Annotated in this window: 14 protein-coding genes; 6 read left to right on the top strand and 8 right to left on the bottom strand. The window is 36.7% G+C overall.

Going from position 1 to position 24,228, the window contains the following annotated elements; genetic code table 11:
* Positions 1–84 precede the first annotated feature (84 nt).
* The 3 genes from QM481_RS01205 to QM481_RS01195 all read left to right on the top strand — a co-directional run bounded on the left by QM481_RS01205 (position 85) and on the right by QM481_RS01195 (position 8,528).
* Positions 85–2,991: an exo-beta-1,4-galactosidase gene (locus tag QM481_RS01205; protein WP_283380330.1), complete on the top strand. Its 2,907-nt coding sequence runs from the start codon at positions 85–87 to the stop codon at positions 2,989–2,991.
* Positions 2,992–3,586: 595 nt separating this feature from the next.
* Entirely contained in the window at positions 3,587–6,910 is a 3,324-nt protein-coding gene (locus QM481_RS01200; RefSeq protein ID WP_283380329.1) for a SusC/RagA family TonB-linked outer membrane protein, read from the top strand.
* A 31-nt stretch (positions 6,911–6,941) separates the two neighbouring features.
* Entirely contained in the window at positions 6,942–8,528 is a 1,587-nt protein-coding gene (locus QM481_RS01195) for a SusD/RagB family nutrient-binding outer membrane lipoprotein (protein WP_283380328.1), read from the top strand.
* Positions 8,529–8,829: 301 nt separating this feature from the next.
* Here QM481_RS01195 and QM481_RS01190 read toward each other — a convergent pair whose 3' ends face one another.
* From QM481_RS01190 to xerD, 7 genes are all read right to left on the bottom strand, one after another.
* Positions 8,830–9,153 carry a hypothetical protein gene (locus tag QM481_RS01190; protein ID WP_166549504.1) on the bottom strand — a complete coding sequence of 108 codons (324 nt, stop codon included), beginning with the start codon at positions 9,151–9,153 and terminating at the stop codon, positions 8,830–8,832.
* Positions 9,141–10,007, bottom strand: a complete 867-nt coding sequence (locus tag QM481_RS01185) for a hypothetical protein (RefSeq protein WP_166549503.1) — start codon at positions 10,005–10,007, stop codon at positions 9,141–9,143. Before QM481_RS01185 ends, QM481_RS01190 begins: the two co-directional genes overlap by 13 nt.
* Before the next feature lie 354 nt (positions 10,008–10,361).
* Complete coding sequence (locus QM481_RS01180) at positions 10,362–13,073, bottom strand: PQQ-dependent sugar dehydrogenase (RefSeq protein ID WP_283380327.1); 2,712 nt, start codon at positions 13,071–13,073, stop codon at positions 10,362–10,364.
* Positions 13,074–13,416: 343 nt separating this feature from the next.
* Positions 13,417–13,935, bottom strand: coding sequence for a hypothetical protein (locus tag QM481_RS01175; RefSeq protein ID WP_283380326.1), 519 nt, complete (start codon positions 13,933–13,935; stop codon positions 13,417–13,419).
* Positions 13,936–14,065: 130 nt separating this feature from the next.
* The gene (locus QM481_RS01170; protein ID WP_283380325.1) at positions 14,066–14,515 is read right to left on the bottom strand and encodes a response regulator; all 450 of its coding nucleotides are present in this window, start codon (positions 14,513–14,515) and stop codon (positions 14,066–14,068) included.
* Positions 14,516–14,529: 14 nt separating this feature from the next.
* On the bottom strand, positions 14,530–15,144 hold the full coding sequence (locus QM481_RS01165) for a transcriptional regulator (RefSeq protein ID WP_283380324.1): 615 nt from the start codon (positions 15,142–15,144) through the stop codon (positions 14,530–14,532).
* A gap of 1,981 nt (positions 15,145–17,125) precedes the next feature.
* Positions 17,126–18,037, bottom strand: coding sequence for a site-specific tyrosine recombinase XerD (xerD, locus tag QM481_RS01160; protein ID WP_283380323.1), 912 nt, complete (start codon positions 18,035–18,037; stop codon positions 17,126–17,128).
* Positions 18,038–18,436: 399 nt separating this feature from the next.
* Between xerD and aroQ the strand changes: the two genes are divergently transcribed.
* From aroQ to QM481_RS01145, 3 genes are all read left to right on the top strand, one after another.
* Entirely contained in the window at positions 18,437–18,862 is a 426-nt protein-coding gene (aroQ, locus tag QM481_RS01155) for a type II 3-dehydroquinate dehydratase (RefSeq protein WP_166549497.1), read from the top strand.
* Between the two features lie 198 nt (positions 18,863–19,060).
* Positions 19,061–20,155 (top strand): aminotransferase class V-fold PLP-dependent enzyme, encoded by a 1,095-nt coding sequence (locus tag QM481_RS01150; RefSeq protein ID WP_283380322.1) that lies wholly within the window; start codon positions 19,061–19,063, stop codon positions 20,153–20,155.
* A gap of 157 nt (positions 20,156–20,312) precedes the next feature.
* Complete coding sequence (locus QM481_RS01145; RefSeq protein ID WP_166549495.1) at positions 20,313–20,885, top strand: MarC family protein; 573 nt, start codon at positions 20,313–20,315, stop codon at positions 20,883–20,885.
* A gap of 325 nt (positions 20,886–21,210) precedes the next feature.
* Here the strand turns inward: QM481_RS01145 and QM481_RS01140 are convergent, their stop codons facing one another.
* Positions 21,211–24,015 (bottom strand): TonB-dependent receptor, encoded by a 2,805-nt coding sequence (locus QM481_RS01140; protein ID WP_283380321.1) that lies wholly within the window; start codon positions 24,013–24,015, stop codon positions 21,211–21,213.
* Positions 24,016–24,228: the final 213 nt, after the last annotated feature.

The raw sequence follows: 24,228 nt of genomic DNA, 5'->3' as shown, positions 1-24,228 counted from the left end.
GGAAGCTATATTTGATAGTTTAGGCTTATTAGGATTTTTTATACTACTAAGCTATTCTTAATTGCATAACTTACCATTTTAACCGTGAAAAAAATTCTCCAAAATCTATTCATAGCATCATTTGTCCTGATAAGTTTCGCTTCGATAGGACAATCAAAAAAACTCAATTTACAAGGAACATGGCGATTTGCGATTGATTCCTTGGATAAAGGCGTACAAGAAAAATGGTTTTCTCAAAAACTAAAAGATAAGGTAAAGTTACCAGGCTCGATGCTTGAAAATGGCAAAGGAAATGCAGTAACACTTCAGACTCAATGGACGGGTAGTATATATGATAGTTCTTGGTATTTTAATCCTCGAATGGCAAAATATCGGCAAGGTCCTCGCCCAAAATTCCCTTTTTGGCTTACTCCTAAAAAGCATTACGTAGGTGGCGCATGGTATCAACGTGATATTGTCGTTCCTGCTGACTGGAAAAATCAACGTATTTGGCTAAATCTTGAACGTCCACATTACGAAACACGTGTGTGGATTGATAATCAGGAAATTGGTTTGCAAAATTCTCTTTGTGTAGCCCATGTTTATGATTTGACGGGAAAACTCAGCACAGGAAAACATACGCTAACAGTGCGAGTTGATAATAAGACCAAAGCGATCAATGTAGGGAAAGATTCTCATAGTATTACGGATCATACTCAAGGAAACTGGAACGGTATTGTTGGAAAAATGGAGTTGTCTACCGAGGGACAAGTTTGGCTTTCGGATGTACAGATATATCCGAGTGTAAAAGAAAAGCTTGCTAAAGTAGTGATTCAATTGGAAAATAATCTGATCACTACAGTTTCTGGGAAAATTAGCCTTTCTGCCAAAAGCTTCAATTCATCCAAACAACATTCGGTTGCTCCTCTTGTGGTAGATTTTAGAGCGGATAAGGGAAGCAATACATTAACCTACACCTTACCGATGGGTGATAATTTTTTGACTTGGGATGAATATGCGCCAGCTTTATATAAATTAAACGTACAGGTTTCTACAAGTGAGGGCGTGCTGTCGGTAAGGGATGTTCAATTTGGCATGAGAGATTTTGCGATCAATGGAACTCGTTTTGAAATTAATGGACGTCCAATATTCTTGAGAGGAACGGTCGAAAACTGCCAGTTTCCATTAACAGGATACGCTCCGATGGATGTTGCATCTTGGGAAAAAGTTTTCAGAAAAGCCAAATCTTATGGGCTCAACCATTTCCGTTTTCATTCGTATTGCCCACCAGAAGCTGCCTTTATTGCCGCCGATTTAGTGGGTATTTATCTGCAACCTGAAGGTCCAAGCTGGGCAAATCACGGTTCGTCTTTGGGCGATGGACATCCGATTGATCAATATATCATGGACGAAACCAACCGTATGGCGAAAGTTTACGGCAATTATGCATCCTTCTGTATGTTAGCATACGGCAACGAACCAAGAGGAGGAAAGCAGGTAGATTATTTGACAAAGTTCATCAAATACTGGCAAGCGAAGGACCCTCGTCGCAAATACACAGGTGCTTCGGTAGCCATGAGTTGGCCATTAGTCCCTGCTAACGAATATATGATTAAGTCAGGACCACGAGGTTTACCTTGGGACAAACTCCCATCAAGCAGTGCTGATTTTGGAGATAAGGTCAAAAACTTTACAGTTCCTTACGTTACTCACGAGTTAGGTCAATGGTGTGTATTCCCGAATTTTGATGAAATCAAAAAGTATAAAGGACTTTATGAGGCTCGTAATTATGAACTTTTTCAAGAAGATTTGAAGGATAGAGGAATGGCAGATAGGGGCAAAGATTTCTTTATGGCTTCTGGAAAACTACAAGCCATTAGTTACAAGCACGAAATGGAAATGGCATTTAGAACGCCTCTTTCAGCAGGATTTCAGATGCTAGGTCTCAACGATTATTCAGGACAAGGAACCGCTTTGGTCGGTTTGCTTGATAGTTTCTGGGAGGAAAAAGGATATATCGATGCCAAAGAATTCCGTCAATTCTGTGACTCAACAGTTATTTTAACTCGTTTTCCAAAATTTGTTTTTCAGCAAAATGAAAGTATCCAAATACCAGTTGAGTTGTTTCATTTTGGACAAAAAGCTTTGTCAAAAGCAGTAATTGCATGGCAAATTGTTGATTCAGAAGGAAAAACTGTGCAAGCTGGTGAGTTTCAGCCATCTGATTATGCAATTGGGAATAACCTTTCAGTTGGAAAAATTACATTTAATCCTCAGCAAATTAATCAAGCCCAAAAACTGTTACTTAAAGCGTCAATTAATGGTTCAGAAATTCAGAATCAGTGGGCGTTTTGGGTATATCCAACTACTTTGCCAGTGGTAAAATCAGAGGAGGTTTATTCATGTAATAGTATAGATGAAAAAGCTTTGCAGATTTTGGAAAAAGGAGGGAAGGTCTTTTTACAAGCTGCTGGAAAAATAGAAAGAGGCAAAGAAGTAGTCAATTATTTACAACCTGTTTTCTGGAATACCTCATGGTTTAAGATGCGTCCACCGCATACTTTAGGGTTTGTTTGTGATCCTAAGCATCCTGCGTTCCAATCATTTCCTACAGAATTTCATGCCAATGTTCAGTGGTGGGAATTGGTCAATAAAACACAAGTGATGCTGTTGGACGAATTTCCGAAAGGATTCAAACCTGTGGTACAACCCATAGATACATGGTTTTTGAATAGACCGTTGGGCTTAATTGTGGAGGCAAAAGTAGGCAAAGGAAAGCTATTGATTTGTAGTGCCGATGTTAGCTCAAATTTGGATACAAGACCCGTAGCTCGTCAACTAGCTTATAGTTTGCAACAGTATATGGTCTCATCAGCTTTTAACCCACAGACTTCAGTAGATTTACAGGTAGTAAAAAATCTTTTTGATAAGTCTTACAATCCTAATTTTAATACCTATACCAAAGATGCTCCTGATGAGTTGAAGGTAAAAAAGAATGGTATGAATCCCTGATTAGTGATAGATTAAAGATCTTATTCCTTCTAAGGTACGACTTAAGTTGTATCCTAGAAGGATTTTTTTTGATATAATCTTTAACGCCAAAATCCTGTTACAAATAGGCTTATAAAAGCAGTTGTTAGGTTTTTATAACTGTTTGAAAATAAGTTTATAAGCTAAAGTTTTAGGTGTTTTTGCAAGAATGATTAATAAAATATTTTAAAAACATTATGCTTTGTTCTCTTCCTCATTCAACCTAAATTGCAATTGATTTTATCCTGAAAATTCTACTTTTAAGATAATTTTAGCCTAAAATGTCCAACTGGGTTGAGTATTTTATTCTTAAAATGGATTATTAAAATAATTTACAATAAATTAATATTTAATAATTTATTTTATTAATTTGGTTGCGAAATCCAACTAACACTTTCAAAACTAATTGCTAGAAAACAGTTTACAGGATTTCAAAACCGCATCAACTTACCGTATTTAAACCATGAAAAACAACGAAAGGAGGGAATCTTTTTCTCCGTAACACTCTAAAACTATTTTTTTCAAATTCGCTCTATCAGAGCCCAATTTTCAATTTTCATCATTTTAATTCCTAACAATGAAAGCATGTAGAAAAATTTTTACTACGTTATTTGCTACACTCTTGATTTTGACTGGACAGTTCGTAATGGCTCAACAAGTAGTCAAAGGAAAGGTCGTGGATAGCAATCAATCTGCCCTAGCAGGCGTAAGTATTTTAGTGAAAGGTACTACCAAAGGTACAGTAACGGATGGTTCGGGTAATTTTACGATTTCTGTTGCCAAAAATGCCTCTTTGATTTTCCAATCATTAGGCTTCGCTACAAAGACCGTTGAAGTGTCGGGACGTACAACCATCGATGTGGTATTGGAAGCTACTTCTCAAGACCTTGATGAGGTGGTTGTTACGGCCTTGGGTATCAAACGTGAACAAAAAGCCCTTGGTTACTCAATTGGAACAGTTTCGAGCAAGGAAATCACCGCTTCGGGTAATACCAACTTTGCTTCGGCATTGTACGGTAAAGTAGCAGGTGTTAAAATCTCTACGGCGCCAGGTGGTGCAACATCAGCTGTAAACGTACAGGTACGTGGGGTAAACTCATTGAATTATAATACTCAACCACTTTATGTTGTGGATGGTATCGTAATCCGTGATTTTAACCAAGCAGGTGCAAATGGCTTGAACAATGGCGGTTATTGGGATGACCAACGTATCCGTGGTAATGGTATCTTGGATATCAACCCAGCTGATATTGCAAGTTTGTCAGTATTGAAAGGTGCATCAGCAACAGCCCTTTACGGTTCTGAAGCTTCGAATGGTGTAATTGTTATTACAACAAAATCTGGTGTAAAAGGCAAAGGGTTAGGCGTTGAATTAAACTACACGTATAACCAAGAACGTGTAGCATTTACACCTCAATATCAGAATGTTTATGGTCCAGGTTATGACCGTGCTACAAACTTAGCAGTAGGCGCAGATGAAGAAGGTTTTATCACAAATCCTGATGGTTCTAAGCGTGTTAACTTCAGAGCTTACGGACAATTTGGTCCTAAAATGGATGGTAGAATGATGCCTTGGTGGGACGGAACAATGCAGTCGTACAGCGCAAAGCCAAATAACTTTAATGATTTCTACCAAACAGGTTATAATTCAACGGTTAACGCAGCTTTCTCAAATGCAACTGACAAAGGTTCTTACCGTTTTTCTTACACAGGAACTGACTATGCAGGTATTATGCGTGGAAGTGGTTTGAAACGTAATACTTTCAACTTGAACTCTTCTGTAAAATTGAGTAATAAAGTTACTGCTGATGTGGTTGTAAGTTATATCAACTCAAAAGTGCATAACCGTCCAGAGCAAATCAACCGTGTAACAGCCAACTATGGTGGTTTTTATAGCCGTGCGGAAGATATGAACAACTTCTTGAATCATTACCAAACATCACAAGGATACAAATATGTACCGTACAATGTTCCTGAGCGTAATCCTTCAGAGGCGTTCAAATACAACATTCGTGGTGGCGATATTATGGATTTGTTGTGGAATGCTTTGCGTAATAGCGAAGACGAAAACCAAGATCGTGTATTAAGTTCAGTGACTTTGAATTACAAAATCAATAATGAATTCGGATTACGTGGTCGTGTAGGTAATGACTTTACAAGTTTGGGTACTGAAGTAAAGAAATACAACGAATTTCCTGCTTTGTTTAACTCAGGAAATAGTACTGGTGAATACCGTGTTGCAAGTGGTCGTTACTCAATCGTGTATGGCGATGCGATGTTGACTTATGCTAAAAAATTGAATACAGATTTTGATTTGTCTGCTTCTGCTGGTGTACAAGGTCGTCAAGAAAAATACTATGACCAATCAGTTGGTACAAATGGTGGTTTGGTAATCGAGAACTGGTTTAGCATGAACAACTCTACTAACGTATTGAATGCTAGTGCTTCACGTAGAGAAATGATTAAGTTTGCATACTTGGGTACTTTGAATGCAGCTTACAAAAATATGTTGTTTGTAGAAGGTACTGCTCGTCAGGAATACTCTTCAACATTGCCAGCAGGAAATAACAGCTACTTCTATACTTCGGTAAACTCTGGTTTTGTGTTCTCAGATGCATTCCAAATGCCTAATTTCATGAACTACGGTAAAATCCGTGCTTCTTATGGTATCGTTGGTAATGCTCCTCCATTGTATGTAGCTAACACAACGTATTCACAAACGATTTTGCAAACGGCTTACGGCGCAGTTCCTGCTTTAAGAGCAAGTTCTAGCTATGGTAACGATAACATCAAACCTGAACAGAAATTTGAAAATGAATTTGGTTTAGAAACGAAATTCTTTAAAAATAAGTTAGGATTTGATTTGACTTATTACAATAGCCGTATCAAAGATCAAATTCTTCAAACCTCTATTCCAACAAGTACAGGTGCTAGCTCGGTATTGGCAAACGTTGGTGAGCTTCGCTCTTTTGGTTGGGAAGCATCGATTTATGCAACTCCTATCAAAACACGTGATTTCACTTGGAACACACGTATCAATGCTGCCATCAACCGTACAAAAGTTGAGAAATTGGCAAAAGGTATCCCTCAGTTAGTTGCTTATGATGCTGATCAATCTGCGATTAAAATCGTAGCAGACGAAGGCGATTATTTAGGAAATATCTATACGCATGTTCGTGCTACTGATTCTAAAGGTAACTATATCATTTCTGGCGACGGTCTTTATACTTTGACATCTGACTACAAAAAAGTAGGTAACGTTATGCCGAAATTAGTAGGTGGTTTCTTGAACTCATTTAGCTACAAAAACTTCAGTTTAGACATCAATATGGATTACCGTATCGGCGGACAATTGGTATCAAACCCATTGTTGTATGCTACAGGTGCAGGTATGTTCGAAAGTACCTTGAAATATCGTGATGCAGCAAACGGTGGTTTGCCATATTATGTTGATGGAAGTGGTAACAACGTGTTGTTGTCAAGTCATACTGCAACAGCTCCAAATGGAGGTAAAGTATATCATGATGGTGTAATGTTGGATGGTGTAACAGCAAACGGCGAGAAAAATGCTAAGATTATTGATGCAGCTTCTTATTACATGAACACTTACACTTGGGGTTCGTCGGGTTGGTACGAAAACGGTGCAGTGTATGATAACAGTTATTTGAAAGTTCGTGAAGCAATTTTATCTTATACTTTGCCTTCGGCAGTAGCTCAAAAATTGCGTTTGCAAAATGTTCGTGTGTCTTTGATTGGTCGTAACCTATTCTACTTGTACCGCACGTTGAAAAACCTTGACCCAGAAGCACCTATCGGTACTAGCTGGAACCGTCAAGGTATCGACGAAGGTTCAACAGCAGCAACTCGTAGCTTTGGTGTGGCTTTACACGCAAGTTTTTAATCAACCAATCAGACATTTTATTTAGAAAAGTATGAAAAAGACATTCATCAAAATAAGTGCAATGTTAGCGATTGTAGCTACTTTGAGTAGCTGTAAAGACCAACTCGGTGACTTGTACCTTAACCCTGAACAAACAACGACTCCTTCAGTTGAGAAATTTTTTACTCAAATTCTCAACAATGATCGTATCTACCCAAAATATTGGGATATGCGTACTTTTGCGTTGACGCACGCAGGTGTATTTTCTCAAGTGATTTCATTTACCAACGATAAATTCATTTACCGTGAACAAGCGCAATATACTGAGCAACGTTGGGGTGATTTTTACACAACGAATGGTAATGGTAGTGGTCCTTTGGCACATTATCGTGAAATAGAAAAACAATACGCTAAACTTTCAGCTACAGAAAAACAAAGTGCAGATGTGTTTGTGAATGCAGCGAAAGTAGCAATGTTGGAACAAACGGCTCAAATGGTTGACCTTTGGGGAGATATTCCATTTTCTGAAGCAGGAATGTTGAACTTAAACGGCTCGATTACATCACCAAAGTTTGATGACGCAAAAGAAGTGTACTACACTGTAATTGCAGGTTTGAAAGATGCTTCAAATTATTTTGCTACGGCTAACTTGAGTAGTGTAACGGCTGGTTCGTTCAAAAAGCAAGATATTCTTTTCCAAGGCGATATTACAAAATGGCGTCGTTTGGCAAACTCTTTACGTTTGCGTGCATTAATGCGTATTTCATTCGTGGATGAAGCAAAGGCAAAGGCAGAAGTATTAGAAATGTTGAATAACCCAACACAGTATCCTTTGTTGGAAGAAACAACTCAAAATGCTTTGTTGAACCCAGTAACAACTTATATCGACAATTTGCGTAATGCTTTCTATGAGTCGAATAATCATTTGGGAGCTTCGTTCTTGTTGGATAAAGTACTAAAACCTGCTAATGACCCGCGTATTGCAGTAATTTATGACAAAGGCGGTCGTCAGGATGGTAGCAAATGGGTAGCCAATGCAGATTATTATGCAATGCCATTAGACTTAAACTCAACTGACCAAGCTACAAATATTACTAATGGTAAATATGCAGTGCTTGACTCAGCTACGTTTGTATATAACAGCAAATTACCTGGCGTAATCTTTACTTCGGCTGAAACACATTTGTTGAAAGCAGAAGCGTATGAGCGTTGGGGAACTACTACAGATGCAGCAACGGCTTACAACAAAGGTGTAGCTCAATCAATTGCTTATTACTATGCTTTGAATAACTTGAGCAATAGTACAGCGCCAAAATTGACTGCTCCATCTGCCGCAGCTGTAAATGACTTTTTAGCAAACTCAACGATTAAATATGCTGGATCTTCGGCTCAAAAATTAGCCTTGATTTGGACACAAAAATGGGTACAATTTGGCTTTATGCAATCGGTACAAGCTTGGTCTGAACTTCGTCGTACAAAATATCCTCAGTTGACTTTTGTAGCGGACAATACTTCAGGTTTTGCTTTGCCACCAAACAGATTGACTTACCCTGGTCGTGAGCGTACATTCAACCCGAACTATAGCGCAGTTTCGGCAAAAGATACTCGCGATGCGAAGATTTTCTGGGACGTAAAATAGAAGTAGATAAGTGAAAAACTGAATGATAATAAAAATCCCCCTCATCTATATGGACGAGGGGGTATTTTTTTAGTGCTGAGTGAGGAGTGTTGAGTGCAGAGTTTTCAAAGAATTTTAGATTTGGGATTTCTGATTTCCGAAATGAAGCAAAATACTTTTATTTTTTACAAAATATAGAAGCTTACACTTCCGAAATCCGACATCCGATATCCGAAATAAACAGTTTTTACTCAGTTCAACCTATTTTAGGCAAGGACAAAGGACAATTCATCATTCAAAACTCACCATTCACAACTCATCACTACAAAAGTTCTGCTATCTCCATAATTCTGTGAAGTATCATATCGATTTCGTCATCGAGGGTTGCGAGATTACTACTGGTAATATTTTCAGGGTAAAATCTCAAATACGTCATCACCGCCTCACGAACCCATTGAAGATTTTCGTCGGTTACCTCTGATGTTGACAATGCTTGACTCAACGAGTTTGATAAAATATCTTCAGCTCTAAGTTTTAATAATAAACCTGTTTGACCTGTAAGTGATTCTTGCTCAGCGAAGCACTGAACTAAATGTTCGAAATTGGCTTTGAGCAATCTCAGATATACGGGAGTTAACGTTTCCATGGTAATTCGTTGGCTGGTAATACTACTATTCTATTTTGCATAGCAGGATTGATTGCTCTAAAATCAAAGCTCCCATCTGCTTTCTTTAATCTACGATACACCAATGGAATCAAAATTTGTTCGCCTCCACCAGCTAAATATGGTTGACCTATGTTTAAGTTATTTGAGAGTTTTTGTGCCGCAGCTAATCCTCTCCAAACCCAGATACCTCCCGCAGGAACGGTGTATTCTACAATATTTTTGAAGCTATTCCATTCTGGCTGAACGGCAGTTCCACCAATTACCTCAGATATTGATTTGGGTTTAGTACGTGTCCAATAACCTCCTGTAAATTGGTCCCATCCGTCATTACATACTCTATACAATTTTGTTCCTTCTGGCAATTGCTCCAAACTAGCGGTGTTGTTCACAAAAGACATCACATCTGGCGCATAGCTTACCGCAAAATCTGGGTCAAAACTTCCACTTGGTAACTTTACTTTGAAGTTAGCAAATTGAGTTCCTTGCGAAAAACCATTGGGTTGATAAGACCCGTTGGCCAAGCCAGGAAAGTCGAAGTTACGAATAATTACCTTTCTATGGTAAATACTCAAAGCATTGTTTAGGTCGGTATAAAGTTTCTGCTTGTTTGAAGTCGTGTCAAAAGTACCTTTTAAGATACTTTCGTTTAAGCCATCACGAATCCATTTTGACAAAGTAGTATCCGAGCCTGCTGGCAAACTGCTGCTGAGTTGGACAATCCAAGCACGGGTACTGTCTTTTGAAATAGTAATTCCTGAAAAAGAAAATGAACTGAATGATAATAATAATAAGGTACAAAGCATCAAGTGCTTCAAGGTAGGTTGGGTTTTCATAATTGTTTGTGTCAATTGAAAGGAAATTAATTTGATTTGAGATTACGAAGGTATAGAATATTTTCAATTATAAATGCAGAGTTTTTAATTTAAAACCTAATAATATGCTCTGTTGTGTTTGCGATTGAATGTTTTAGTAGGTACAGATTCATTTGTAATAAAAAATCGCCTTGTTGGTTGTTAGTCAACAAGGCGATAGAACAAGCAAACTATTTCAGATTTGAGATTTCTGATTTCGGAAATAGGAATGTATTCTTTAATTTTTGCATTCGTGTCGAATGAGGTACTAATGACGGATGCAAAATGTTGATAATTAAATATTTACATTCACAATTCACAAATCATAATTCAACATTACTTAAACTCAATCCATTCGAGGCTACACAAGTCTTTGTTTGGCGTATCTTTCTTAGTAAAGACAAAATACAAATCTTGTTTTCCTGTTGGTGCTTGAATACTCACAGATTGCTCAGCATATTTGTCCCACGCACCTGTTGGACTATACGACAATGTACTAACTACAGGACCCGTTGGCGAGCCAGTATGAACTTCCACAGTAGCAGCCTTGTCTCTTGACGAGAATTTGTAAGTTAATTCATTAATACCTTTCAAATCGATATTTTTTAAGACAAAATATGAACCATTGTGAATAAAGCCCAAACGCTTGTCTTGACGACCAAGATTATGTAATTCGTCAGCCTCAGCACCGTATACTCGGTTTGGACGTAATACCAAAGTAGCAGTTTTGTTTAAAGCCAAAATCGTTTTTGGTTTCCCTGCTGGAGCTACCAACGAACCTTTGTCAGTGTACGAAGCTGTAATCACATAGCGACCTTCTTGCTCCTTGCCAACGTGCTCTTTCAACGCCACTGTTCCTTTCGGAGCAATACGGTTTTCAACTGGTTCTGATCCCAATGAAAGGATATATTTTACCATTTCGGTAGTTTCCTCTCTAGAAAGTTGTGGGTGCGCGCTCATTTCACGGTCGCCCCAAAGACCACCACCACCAGTAATAATCTTGTTCGCAAGTTTAGCAATAGCCGTCTTATCATCACGATATTTTTTGGCTACCTCCTTAAACGCTGGACCAGCTGAAGGCGCATTCAATTGGTGACATGCCTTACAGTCTGAGCCTGCAATTAATGATTTTCCTAAGCTAAACGTAGAAGTTAATTGCTGGTGACCCATTTGTGGTTCTCTACTTACTTTTGGAATATAGTTCAAAACTACCTTCACACGTTTCGAGTCGATAATTTTATCTTCCTTGTCTTTTACATCAACAGCATATTTCAAATTACCTGAGTTAGCTTTGAAGAAAGTACTGTTTTCTTCTGTCGAAATAGCCACATCTGGTAAGGTATTACCAACTTTTATAGTCAAAGTTTTAGTATTGCTGATTCCTGCTTGATCTTTTACCGTTAACGATACTTTATAAATACCATTTTTCTTGAAAGTATAACTTGGATTTACTTCTGTTGAAGTACTATTTCCTTCAAATTTCCATAAATAAGACAATTTATCGCCTTTGTCATAATCCAAACTTTGTTCGCCTTTAAACTGGACTGTCATTGGAGCTAAACCGATAGTATCTTGTGCAATTGCTTTTGCTACAGGTGCTCTGTTTCCGCCATTAAAGTCGATTTTTACCAAACGAGCATCTTCATTGTCAATACCATATACCGAACCATATTCTAATAAATACATAGAGCCATCTGGTCCAATTTCCATATCTACAGGACGACGGAAATCACCTGTTTGAGGCATAAACTGCTCCAAAGATTGATAGTTCTGGTTTTCGTCCAATCTTACTGCAAATATCCAGTTACGCATCCAATCATATACAAATAATGCTTTGTCATAATAGGAAGGCATTTTACTTTTGTTAGCAATTTTGGCATCATAATGATACACAGGGCCACCCATAGCACAACGACCACCCACACCTAGTTCAGGAAACTCTGTTGATTTGTTGTAAGGATACCAAATCATCGCTTTTTGTGCTGGAGGGAGGTTCTTGATACCAGTATTGTTAGGTGAATTATTGATAGGAGTGTTCGGTTCAAATAAATCTCCGACTTTTTTAGTGGCAAAATCATATTGGTGATAAGGCTTGCTATCTCCTACAAAATATGGCCAACCGTAGTTACCTGCTTTTTTGGCTTGGTTAAATTCGTCATAACCTCTAGGTCCTTGAACGCCATCATTTCCCGCATCAGGACCAATTTCGCCCCAGTACACAATTGAAGTTGCAGGGTCTACCGAAATACGGTAAGGGTTACGACAGCCCATAACATAAATTTCAGGACGAGTGCCAGCAGTGCCTTTCGGGAAAAGGTTACCTTCTGGAATCGTGTAAGAGCCATCTTTTTCGACATGAATACGTAGGATTTTACCACGCAAATCATTAGCATTTCCTGCCGAACGTTGCGCATCAAACGTAATACGTCCCTCACGAGAATCAATAGGCGCATGACCACTCGACTCAAACGGAACTGTATTGTCTCCTGTTGAAATAAACAAGTTGCCATGAGCATCCCATGCCAGAGAACCACCTGTATGCGCACTCACTTCCAAATCAATCGGGAACTCGATAATGGATTGCTCACTAGCCAAATCAAGATTACTTTCGCTATCCACTTTGATACGAGAAATACGCTGTCTGGTTTGTTCTTTATCCTGAATCGTATAGAAGAAATACAAATAGTGATTATCCTTAAAATTAGGGTCAATCGTCATACCCAACATTCCATTCAGGTATTTGTCTACTGCCTTTACAGGAAAATCATATAATAGACGAGTTTTCTTTTTGGCAGGTTCATACACATAAAACTTTCCTGCACGTTCCACAAAAAACACACGACCATCGGGCGCAACTGCCAATTCCATTGGCTCATTGAGGTCGTTAGATAAGACAGTTTTGGTAAAACGATTTTCGTCAGGACGATTTAAGGTATCCACCTTTGTAAAAACCTCAGAGGGATAGGTTGAGGTAGGTGCTGGCTGGTGAATAAATGAGTACAAACCCAAGGATGCCCCAACAAGCACTGATAGTTTAGAAAGTGACATAGTTATTTATATAGTTAATTAATCTTTAGAAAATGGCCTCAAAAGCCAAAAGTTTCTTGGTCTGGGATTAAAATTAGAGTGACAAACCCAAAAAACTATCATGCCTTAGGGCAATGACCTAACATTATTAACTAATAGAGTTCAAAAAGTTGGAATTATACCCAGTTGGAGGAGGAAAATGTGTTTTTATTAACCTTGTTGGAGTTATCTCCAATGAGAGATATGCGTCAGTTACTAGTGGGTTAGTCCATATAGTTGAGCTATTGCTTGCGCATGCTCATTTAACTCCATAGCCGTCAGACTATGGAGTTAAATGAGCATGAAAAATCTTATTGGCTAGTTATTAATGCATTTCTACATTTGCCTTTTGACTGAGCTGTGTATTTTTTTGTCGCTCTATCAACAGCTTTTGCTGTAATTGAAGTTGCATTGCTTTGGTAAATCTTATCTTATTATTGAGAAGTCTTATTTTTTTTTGATATTGTTGATGAAGCCCCGATATTTTGTTGTTAAAGTTAGCAACAAGCATAGAATTACTTTCGTGACATTGTCTCAATTGTTCTTCATAATCTTGCAAACTAGTTTTATATTTCACAAGTTCTAAACTGTCTAACTTTATAGCATCTGCCAAATAATTAACTTTTTGATTTAAATCTTTCAGTTTCTGAGACTCTTCATCAAATTTGTTAATTAAAATATAAGTTTTTTCTCTTAAGCTCCCTAATTCATTCTCGGTGTACACAAGATTTTTGGTTAGTCGCTCTTTAGACGATTGAAGCCTTTCGAATTTTGTTGTACTTACACACGAATACATCATGATATTGCCAATCAATAGATATTTGGCGGCTCTGAATATTTTCATATTAAGAAAAATTATAAGGTAAATAGATAATCATTCACTGCAACAACATTGACGGATTACTGTTACAGCAAAAAAAGGGCTATTGCCTGTAAGTTATACCAGCAATAGTTAAAATGGTATTTATTCAAAATCAAACATTATCCACTTTTACCAAGGCCCTCGTTGAGCTAGGAGTATAGCAATTTATTTTAAGTGCTTCTCTAGCATTTTGAATTGCCAATTTTATGTGTCGTAAGTCAACGGGTTTATTCAGATAGTTGATAATTTTTGCATAAGGCATTTTTTTGATGAAATCGATATACATTACAGATGATAAAACAATGACTTTGATATTTTTATGAGCAAAATCGTGAGCAAACTCATCCAAGAATTGTAAAAATTCGTATCCATCCAAAACAGGCATATTCAAATCTAAAAAAACTATTATGTGGCTATAGTCTGTTGATTTAAGAAAGTTTATAGCTTCCAGACCGTTGATTGCTTCAAAGTGAGTTTGTCCAAGATCGTCGAGGGTTTTTGAGAGAATGAAACGATTAATTTTGTCATCATCAATTATTAATGAGATAGGTTCTGTTTTCATGTTGTGTTATTATTTTAAGATATGAATAGAGATAAAAGTTCACCTTTAGAATTGATATCAAGCTTGGTATAAATATTTTTTACGTGATCATTAACCGTAAAGAAGCTAATATTTAAACTATTGGCAATTTCTTTGTATGACATTCCTTTTAGTAAAAAATGGACGACTTCAATTTCTCGTTTGGTAAGTGCTTTTTTTAGTTTTGTTTCAGTTTTGTTTCTAGCTCCAAGAGAAGCATTTTTGATGTCATAAGATATTGTAATTTCTTTTTGCTTAAATAAATCTTGTTTATCATAAACGGCTGATGCTAATATAGGCGCGAGCATATAGCCACTTGCTCCAGCTTTAAACGATTCAAGAATTAAATGATCTGTGATGTCATTAGTAACGACAATAATTAATGATTGTAAAAATTTTTTTCGAATGCTACTAATCTGCTCTGTACCTCTAGAACTACTCTGTTTTATTCGTATAAATATTACATCAGGTTCGGGGTTATCAGTAACGTCTACTATAAAATTTTCTACATCGCTCCCTGATACTATCAAGTCAATATTTCTAAAAGTGGTAAAGAATTCCTCTATGTTTAATATTTTATATTGGTCTTCATCAATTATTCCGATTAGCATGATATATAAGTTTAAAACTAATTAAAAAATACGGTTCAGTGAAAGACAACAATATAGGCTGATTGGTAAAATACAAATGTTAGTAAAAGTCGGAAAAGACTTTTTTAATACTTAAACATGTTTTTTGCTGCAAAAATCAATATTTATTAGCAAGAAAATCGTGCGGTTAAACAGCTTTATAAATCAAATTGGTATAAAACAATGCTGGTGTTCGATGCTTAACTGGAAAAGATCTTATCACAAATTTGCTTCAGAAGTGGTTGTTTAAATTGAAAATGTGCTACAAAGATAGGGATTAATAAAATTGTTTAAAATCCCTATTTTTAGGGGGTGTTTACAAGAATTATCTTTTGTTAAGTAGGATAAAAAGTATAAAATTAAGGTTGAGATACTCTGAAGATTATGTTTAGCATACTCTTTTGGGTATTGATTGGCTAGTAGAACAATATTTTTTATTAAAAAAGTTATAATTTTTGGCGATGGATTTATAGAATACACAAAGAAAATAGAATCATGGAAATTTGTCTAATAAGTGTTTAAAGGCAATGTGTTGATTTACTGTGCTTTACGTGGTAAATGTTGAGTATGCCTAAACACCAAATAGTAGTATGTCAATCATAAATACGATAATGAATAAGAAGAGTTTGAAAACTATGATAGTTAAATTCTCATAAAGAGAAAATAAAATTTACACCCAAATGCTACCTTATAGTTTGTTAAAGGTATAATGTTTGAACGTTTGATTTCGCTAAGAGACACCAAGTTGCCTTGTCACTAAACAAGGTTTGATTTTTAGCATAAAATGTGCTATTTAGTTTTGCTCATGACGCTTGTGATTACAATCATTGTAAGTTCAATAAATAATTGACTATAAGGTAAAACAAAGAATTTTTTTAACCTTAATGTATATACGTTGTTGGGCAAATTGATTTGCAACGTAGACTTTTATCCCGATTAGTTTTCTTGTCATAGAAGAAGTATTGACAGAAGCTCCGTTATTCTGACTACTTTCAGGGTTGTGTTTTAGCTATTTATTAAAGTATAAACTGCGTTTGTAGCTGATATGTAAGAGTTGAATTAACATAGTAATAAATAGTGAAATGAATAGGTTAAAATATCATGGTTCATGTTTTAAGTAGATGTGTTAAATTTTGAAAACGATTTTAATACTCAATTATTAATTGTTAGGGCAATAGCATACCTGTGAGAATTTCTCTGAAAAACTCATTACTTATGGGATAAAACACTATCTACTTTTGAAAGAAGTTAAGTTGTCAATGCAATGGGTAACTATATTTTGTGATTTAGCGGTACGCCGATCACAGACTTTTATATTTAATTGACAGTACTTAACATTATGTATTCAAAAGTAAATACAAAACCAATCATCGACTATATGATAATCAATGGATTGTGGATTTTATAGTAAATACAAAGGCTAATAGATAAAACTTTTGATCTTCTTTATGGAAGATTCAAAATAGAATTATAAGATTAAAAGAAGCAAGTAATTCAATTTAGAAACCTCTCGACCTATTAATGGTCTGTGTCCACTTCAAAAGCAAGAAAAAAACTATAGAGTTGCACTAGAATAGGAAAAGCTTTCCCCAATAATTTGAAAGCAAGTTAGCATATCTATATTATATTTTGCGTTCTCATAAAGTTTAATTTATAACCTAAAAGATAATCTTGATAATATTTTTCTTGATAAAATGTGATAAAAAACCATAAGTTAAAAGGGTAGTTATATTGAAGCAGGTAATAATTAAATTTTTATTGTAATATGAATAAGTGTTAATACTAAGCTCTTGCCCTTTGAATCAAGTACACTTAGCTGGTGAATAGCGTTTAACAATACTCTATTATTAAAGAATTATCCTAAAGCATTATTAACTCATAGAGTTTAAAAAGTTGGAGTTATCTCCATAGCTTTAAGGCTATGGAGATAACTCCAACGAGGGCTGAACAGTCTTGCGTGTCACTACCTAAACCCTCTATTCCTCGGATGAAAATCTACAATCGTCTGTTGTAGATAGGCTCGGTCGAGGTGGGTGTATATTTCGGTGGTTGTGATGCTCGAATGCCCCAACATTTCTTGAATGGCTCGCAAATCAGCTCCTCCTTCAATCAAATGAGTCGCAAAAGAATGACGGAATGTGTGTGGACTGATATTTTTCTGAATACCTGTTATCATCGCAAGGTCTTTGATGATCAAAAATACCATCACTCTGGTGAGGTTTTTTCCCCGACGATTTAAAAAGAGATGATCCGAAAAATCAGTCTGAATGGGCTGATGCTTTCTGATTTCTTCCATATAAATTTGTGTGTAGTGCATGGCATCTCTGCCTATTGGCACTAATCTTACTTTATCTCCTTTGCCTCGAACTCGTAGGAAGCCAATATCAAAATAGCACTCCGAAATTTTTAGCTCTACCAGTTCCGACACACGAAGCCCCGAACTATATAATACTTCTAGCATTGCTCTGTTGCGTGTGCCTTCGGGTGTGGATAGATCGATGGACTCTAGCATTTGTACAATTTCAGGATAGCTGAGCGTAGAAGGTAATTTTCTGCCAACTTTGGGCGATGCTATCAAAAGGGTTGGGTCTTGTTTGATGACGTCTTCTACTTCAAGATATTTATAAAAAGCTTTGAGCCCCGAAAGCATACGTGCTTGAGAGGTGGCCTCCAATCCGAGTTCGTCGATGTATTGAAAAAAACTGAAGATATGCTTGTCGCTAACCTCAGTTACTGAAGGTGCATCGTTATGTGTGATTTCGAGATATTCCCAAAATTTACTAACGTCTCTGATATACGCTTCGATAGAGTTCTCTGAAAGCGCCCTTTCGAGAGTAAGGTAGTTTTTAAAGTTTTTTATATAAATTTGCCACATCTTGATACTTCCGAAATGAGTAATAGTATGTTTAAAAATTTTATTTGGCTCCCATAAGAAAAACGAAATTTCTATTCACGGCTCCTTACTTTTCTTGTGTCAAGACAAGAAAAGTAACAAAAGAAAGTCAAGAAATCCTAAACTCGCCTGCGGCTCAAACAATAGGATTTCATAAAATTGAACTCAAACTTTTTCATTTCTAATAACTTATAATATTTAAGCATACTTGAAAAACAAAGCAGTTTTATGAACTAGCGAGTTTAAGGCTTTGTTTTTAGGATATAATTTTTATTGTATTTTGCGAAGCTAATCAATATTTGGCATATTCGTAAAATCAGGCGAATCGGATGGAGCTTTTTCAAGGCCTGATTTCATTTTTAACTTTAAATCGATACTGTTGTGACAAAAAAGCAGATTTTAATCGTGAATGGTCCTAACTTGAATTTGTTAGGAAAACGTGAGCCAGAGATATACGGTCACCAAACATTTGAGCAATATTTTGAAATACTAAGAGACAAGTTCGAAAGTCATGTAGATTTGCACTATTTCCAGTCAAATCACGAAGGTGCTTTAATCGACAAAATCCACGAAGTAGGTTTTACTTTTGATGGTATTGTTTTGAATGCTGGTGGACTCACACACACGTCTATTGCCTTAGCTGATGCTATTGCGGCGGTAAAAACACCAACCGTAGAAGTACATATTTCGAATGTTCATGCTCGTGAAGAGTACCGTCATCATAGTTTTTTGAGCAAAAATTGTATCGGAATTATCATTGGCTTTGGCTTGAGAGGATACGATTTTGCTATCCAAACATTTTTATAATTTGGATTTGGGGTGACAAACTCAACACTCATGGATTCACATTAGGATTGCACAATTGGTTTTGAACTATTTCGGATTTGAGATTGCTGATTTCGGAAATTTAAAAAGTGCTTTAAACTTCCGAAATCTAACATCCAATATCCGAAATAGTCAAATTTGTTTGAACTCCCAATTCTCCACACTAACGGCCTTACTACGATGATTACATTTTATCCAGGACCTTCCAAAGTTTATCCAGTGGTTGAGCATTATCTCAAACAAGCCTTTGACGAGGGCGTGCTTAGTATCAATCACCGTAGTCAGACTTGTATGCAGATTACCCGCTCTGCTATCGATTTGCTTCACCAAAAACTTCATATTCCAGCAGATTATACGATATATTTTGTATCCTCGGCTACCGAGGTGTGGGAAATTATCGCCCAATCGCTTACTCAGCGTCATAGTTTACATTTATACAATGGAGCTTTTGGCGACAAATGGGCAGAATATGCTGGACGTATTTTACCACAAGTCTCGAGAGTATTTTATGATTATGAACAGTCAATAGAAGAGATATTATTGCCAGACTCCGACGCAGATGTGGTGTGTTTGACCCATAATGAAACCTCTAATGGTACGCACTTGAAGCAATGGAATACTATTTTGCAGAAATATCCAGAAGCACTCATTGCGGTAGATGCGACTTCTTCGATGGCAGGTGTGGAGTTAGATTGGCAGTCAGCAGATATTTGGTTTGCTTCTGTGCAAAAATGTTTTGGCTTACCCGCTGGTATGGCAGTGATGGTATGTTCACCCAAAGCGTTGCGACATGCTGAAATAATTGGCGATAGAAAATACTATAATAGTCTGTTGTTTATGAATGATAATTTCAAAAAATATCAGACTCATTATACACCCAATGTGTTGGAAATCTATTTACTATCTAAGATTTTAGAACAAATACCAGATATTTCAGAAACCTCTGCTCGAATTGAAGCTCAGGCAAAAGAGTGGTATGATTTTTTTGAAGAACATTTTGATGCAGATTTAACAAATGGAGGTGTAAAACCTTTGATTCAAATCCCAGCATTGCGTTCGGATACGGTATTGGCTATTGAAGCTCAACCAGCTGTAGTCAAACATATTAAGCAAATCATGGAAGCGCAAGGGATAACATTAGGCAATGGCTATGGTGCATGGAAAGATAGCACCTTTCGTATTGCCAATTTTCCTGCGATTTCTGAGGCTGACCGTTTAGCGTTACGCGAACAACTGTTATTACATTTGCCCAACAAAGCCGTTGTAACAGTTTAAAAAAATATTGTGCTCTAGGCTATATGCTGTAGACAATAGGCAAGAGATATATTGATAATCTCATAAAGAATATTTTTTTTGCCTAGTGCTCATAGCTGACTGCCGAAGGCTGAAAAGATAACTTCTGCTTTTTCATCAACTAAACCCTTACCAAATCATGAATTTCAATTTAAAGGAGATTTTCTCTGTTTCACTCATTTTGTTTTCTGTAATCGATATTCTTGGGTCGATTCCTGTGATTATTGATTTACGTAAAAAAACAGGTAATATTCACCCCGAACAAGCTACCTTGGTCTCAGGTGGTATTATGATTGCTTTTTTGTATGTCGGAAAATCTATTTTGAGCCTTTTCGGTGTCGATATTAATTCCTTTGCCATCGCAGGAGCATTGATTATTTTCTTGATTGGTCTAGAAATGATTTTAGGACGTAATATTTTCAAATCTGAGGAGGTTTCAGGTTCAAAAGCTGCTTCGATTGTACCTTTAGCATTTCCAATTATTGCTGGAGCAGGTACTATGACGACTATCCTTTCTTTGAAATCTCAGTATGATGAGATCAACATTTTGATAGGGGTGTTTCTAAACCTTATCTTCATATATATCGTGCTTCGTTCAAGCGAATGGATTGAAAAAATGTTAGGTCAAGGAGGTACAAATGTGCTCCGAAAAGTGTTTGGAGTAATTCTTTTGGCGATAGCAATCAAGATTATCAAAACAAGACTAGGGTAGTTCTGAATGATGAGTTTTGAGATATTTTTACATGTATTCATACTGTAGAGACGCAATGATTGCGTCTAAAGAGGTATCATTTTGGGATATAGTATCAAAAAAGGCGTTCGAAATTAGTTTTTCGAACGCCTTTTTTGATGAGTATACAATAGTCTAGGAAAATAGAATTCTTCCAGCTATGATTTTAATACATTAAGTAATAGAAAGGATTAAATAATTGGTATTGAGGTGTAATTTGGATATAACATTTTGATTATGAATATCTTCAAATAACCAATAGACTATTAACTAATAACCTCTTCCTACTTAACAGATAACCTCATCATTAGAAATTGAAATTCAAACGAGCAAATACATATCTACCGTTAAATCCAAACTGCTGAACACGACGAGAATACACAAAACGTCCAGCGCTCATGTTTCCTGAGTGAGTATGAATATCTTGGTAAACATCAAAGATATTGTTTGCCCCAACAGCCAGATTGATTCCTTTTGCTACCTGATAGTTTAACGTTAAATCTGTTGTGATTTTTGGTGAAAAAGTTTGATCTAAAGTCTCTTTGTTGTTGTTATTGAAAGCATTTGCTACAAAGCTTGTAGAGTTCAACATCGTTGGGTCTAAATATACCACTTCGCCAAAACGAACCGCACGAAGCATGGCTCCAAACTTACCAAATTTGTAATTTACAGTACCCGTAATTTTACTTTTTGGACTAGCTACCTCGATACGGCTTTGGTCTTCACGGTTGAAATAATTCCCTAACTGACCAGTTTCAATCAATGTCGGAGTGGCTTTAATTACAGGTTTACCATCAGAGCCTTTGATTACCTCATTGTCGATAAATGCACCCGCTAAGGTAAATTTCAATGAATGCCCTTGTGGCAAGCGAGTTGCATAAGCTACCACAGCCTCCAAACCTCGTGAACGAGTATCGATCGCATTTGTAAAGAAGTTAACTGTAGTTGCACCTGCTTGAGCCAATTGAGCAGCAATAGTAGCATTTCCATTAGCCGTAAAGTTATTGGTCAAGATAATACGGTCTTTAATATCAATCTGATAAGCATCGACTGTTACTTCTAATTTACCCAATTCTGCCGTAGCACCAATGCTGTAGCTTTGTGAAGACTCAGCTTTTAACTCAGGAATACCAAATATTTTTGCTGGCTGACTGCTATTCGGGAATGTACCACTTTCAACAGGCGTTTGTACACCATTGATAGTTTGGAACAAGGTATTTGTTTTTGAATAATACTGTTGTTGTAAAGACGGCGCTCTAAACCCTGTACTTACGGCTCCACGTATCGCTAGTTTGTCCAACAATTTGTAACGAGTCGCTACTTTATATTTTAGTCCTGTACTGCCAAAATCCGAATAATTTTCTAGACGTAAAGCACCTGAAACTACCCATTTTTTAGTTACGTCTAATTCTAAATCTGTATAAACCCCAACGTTGCTACGTGAGTGAGTACCTGCATTTGAAGGTAAGAAACCTGGGAATACTTGCGCTCCAGCCGCAACACCTAAGCTTGTATTATAGTTTTTGTAAGACGCTTCTTCACCAGCACGAGTGCCAAATTGGTCGACACGATATTCTGCACCAAACGCTACGTTCAAACCTTCCAAGATATCACCGTATTTACGACTCATATCAAAATTGGTCGTATTTTGTGAAAATGTATTACCTCCTGCATCAAACGAAGTTTGTGGAGTGCTTACGCTTCCAACTTGAGAATAGTTAATAGAGTTTTGAACACCATAATCAAAGATATTCTTACCATAAACATTACTTAAATCGAAGTTCCAGTTTTTAGCAATTTTACCACGCACACCCGCCGCAATGGACAAATCTGTTACATCTGAAGTGATTTCAGGTAAAAATCCATTTGGATAAAGTGCAAAAACTCCTGTACGAACTGCCGCCGGAACACCATTTGGATAACGATAAAAACCTGCAGCATTGCCTTTTTTGTTGTTATAACCTCCAAAAATATAGGCTTCAATATTGTCATTGATTGGTAAGGCACCGTTTACCACAATACCGCCACCTTTTACTTCAGAGTTACCAATACGCATATCAAAAGCATCACGTGTAAGTCCTTTACTTGCGATAATTTGGTCGTCGGTTTGACCTGTTACAGTTGGATATACCTGACCAGTATATGTACCAGTACGGTTGGTACGTCCTCTCGAAACATATTCACCTGTAATATTCAAAAAGCCTTTATCTCCTAGTTTAATACCATAGTTCAAGCCAAGTTGTCCCGTAAAACCATCTTGAACTGATACATCTTTAGGCAAACCATTACTGAAATTAACAGCATAATTCTTTGCATAAGATGTTACATATTCACCTGCCGATAGATTTCCTGATAGACCTGTTTGTTTTTTCAACACAATGTTAATAACACCTGCAATGGCATCAGAACCATATTGTGCCGCTGCTCCATCACGAAGGATTTCTATTTTATCAACGGCAGTAGCAGGGATCGCATTCATGTCAGTACCAACAGTACCACGGTTTACGGTGCCATTTACGTTGACCAAAGAGGACTGATGTCTTCTTTTACCATTTACCAAAACTAATACTTGGTCTGGTCCAAGTCCACGTAGTTGAGCTGGATCAACGTGGTCAGTACCATCCGAAATAGCCTGACGAGAAGATTGAAATGAAGGAGCGACGAAAGTCAAGATTTGGTTAATGTCAACTTGTCCAACATTATTGGTTACTTGCGAAAGCGGAATAACATCAACAGGCACTGGTGTGTCTATTTTGGTACGACCTTCACTGCGTGTACCTGTTACGACCACTTCTTCCAACGAAGAAATACTTTCTACCAAACTAAAGTTTTTGTTTGTGCCACTCGCCTCAATTTGTACATTTTCAGTAATTACTTGATAGCCCACAGCACTAACTTTGATCATGTAACTTCCTGCTTGAAGTTTTAATACATAATTCCCATTGCCATCAGATACCGTACCTGTAGTACGTCCTTGTACACTAATTGATACCCCAGGAATTCCTTGACCTGTTTTGCTGTCCTTAATACTACCTTTTAAACCTTGAGCAAAAGTGTAAACACTTGAAAATAGTAGTGCTAAAATCATTGAAAATCGATAGAACTGTCTCATAGAATAGTTGTTTATAAAAATTTAAAAAATTGATAAAGCATTTGATTTTTTCAAATAACAAGTTTTAAATCTATCTCATAAATCGACAAAAAACAAAAATAATGCGATTAAAGGTATTAAAATGATGATAAAATTCAATAATTATTGGAAAAAATATAAAAAGAAGTTTGAAATTGAAATGGGGGGTTTTAGGTTATAGAAAAAATTTTAGAT

The organism is Flectobacillus rivi (assembly GCF_030056655.1).
In the GTDB taxonomy this organism is placed as follows: Bacteria; Bacteroidota; Bacteroidia; order Cytophagales; family Spirosomataceae; genus Flectobacillus; species Flectobacillus rivi.
The sequence above is the reverse complement of the archived record's forward strand: the minus strand, read 5'-3'. Positions and strand labels throughout refer to the sequence as shown.

What these genes read in the sequence shown, in the direction of transcription:
- QM481_RS01185 (WP_166549503.1), bottom strand. Translation starts at nt 10,007, where the DNA reads ATGAAAACCCAACCTACCTTGAAGCACTTGATGCTTTGTACCTTATTA.
- QM481_RS01140 (WP_283380321.1), bottom strand. Translation starts at nt 24,015, where the DNA reads ATGAGACAGTTCTATCGATTTTCAATGATTTTAGCACTACTATTTTCA.
- QM481_RS01180 (WP_283380327.1), bottom strand. Translation starts at nt 13,073, where the DNA reads ATGTCACTTTCTAAACTATCAGTGCTTGTTGGGGCATCCTTGGGTTTG.
- QM481_RS01165 (WP_283380324.1), bottom strand. Translation starts at nt 15,144, where the DNA reads ATGCTAATCGGAATAATTGATGAAGACCAATATAAAATATTAAACATA.
- QM481_RS01145 (WP_166549495.1), top strand. Translation starts at nt 20,313, where the DNA reads ATGAATTTCAATTTAAAGGAGATTTTCTCTGTTTCACTCATTTTGTTT.
- xerD (WP_283380323.1), bottom strand. Translation starts at nt 18,037, where the DNA reads ATGTGGCAAATTTATATAAAAAACTTTAAAAACTACCTTACTCTCGAA.
- QM481_RS01150 (WP_283380322.1), top strand. Translation starts at nt 19,061, where the DNA reads ATGATTACATTTTATCCAGGACCTTCCAAAGTTTATCCAGTGGTTGAG.
- QM481_RS01190 (WP_166549504.1), bottom strand. Translation starts at nt 9,153, where the DNA reads ATGGAAACGTTAACTCCCGTATATCTGAGATTGCTCAAAGCCAATTTC.
- QM481_RS01200 (WP_283380329.1), top strand. Translation starts at nt 3,587, where the DNA reads ATGAAAGCATGTAGAAAAATTTTTACTACGTTATTTGCTACACTCTTG.
- QM481_RS01195 (WP_283380328.1), top strand. Translation starts at nt 6,942, where the DNA reads ATGAAAAAGACATTCATCAAAATAAGTGCAATGTTAGCGATTGTAGCT.
- QM481_RS01175 (WP_283380326.1), bottom strand. Translation starts at nt 13,935, where the DNA reads ATGAAAATATTCAGAGCCGCCAAATATCTATTGATTGGCAATATCATG.
- QM481_RS01170 (WP_283380325.1), bottom strand. Translation starts at nt 14,515, where the DNA reads ATGAAAACAGAACCTATCTCATTAATAATTGATGATGACAAAATTAAT.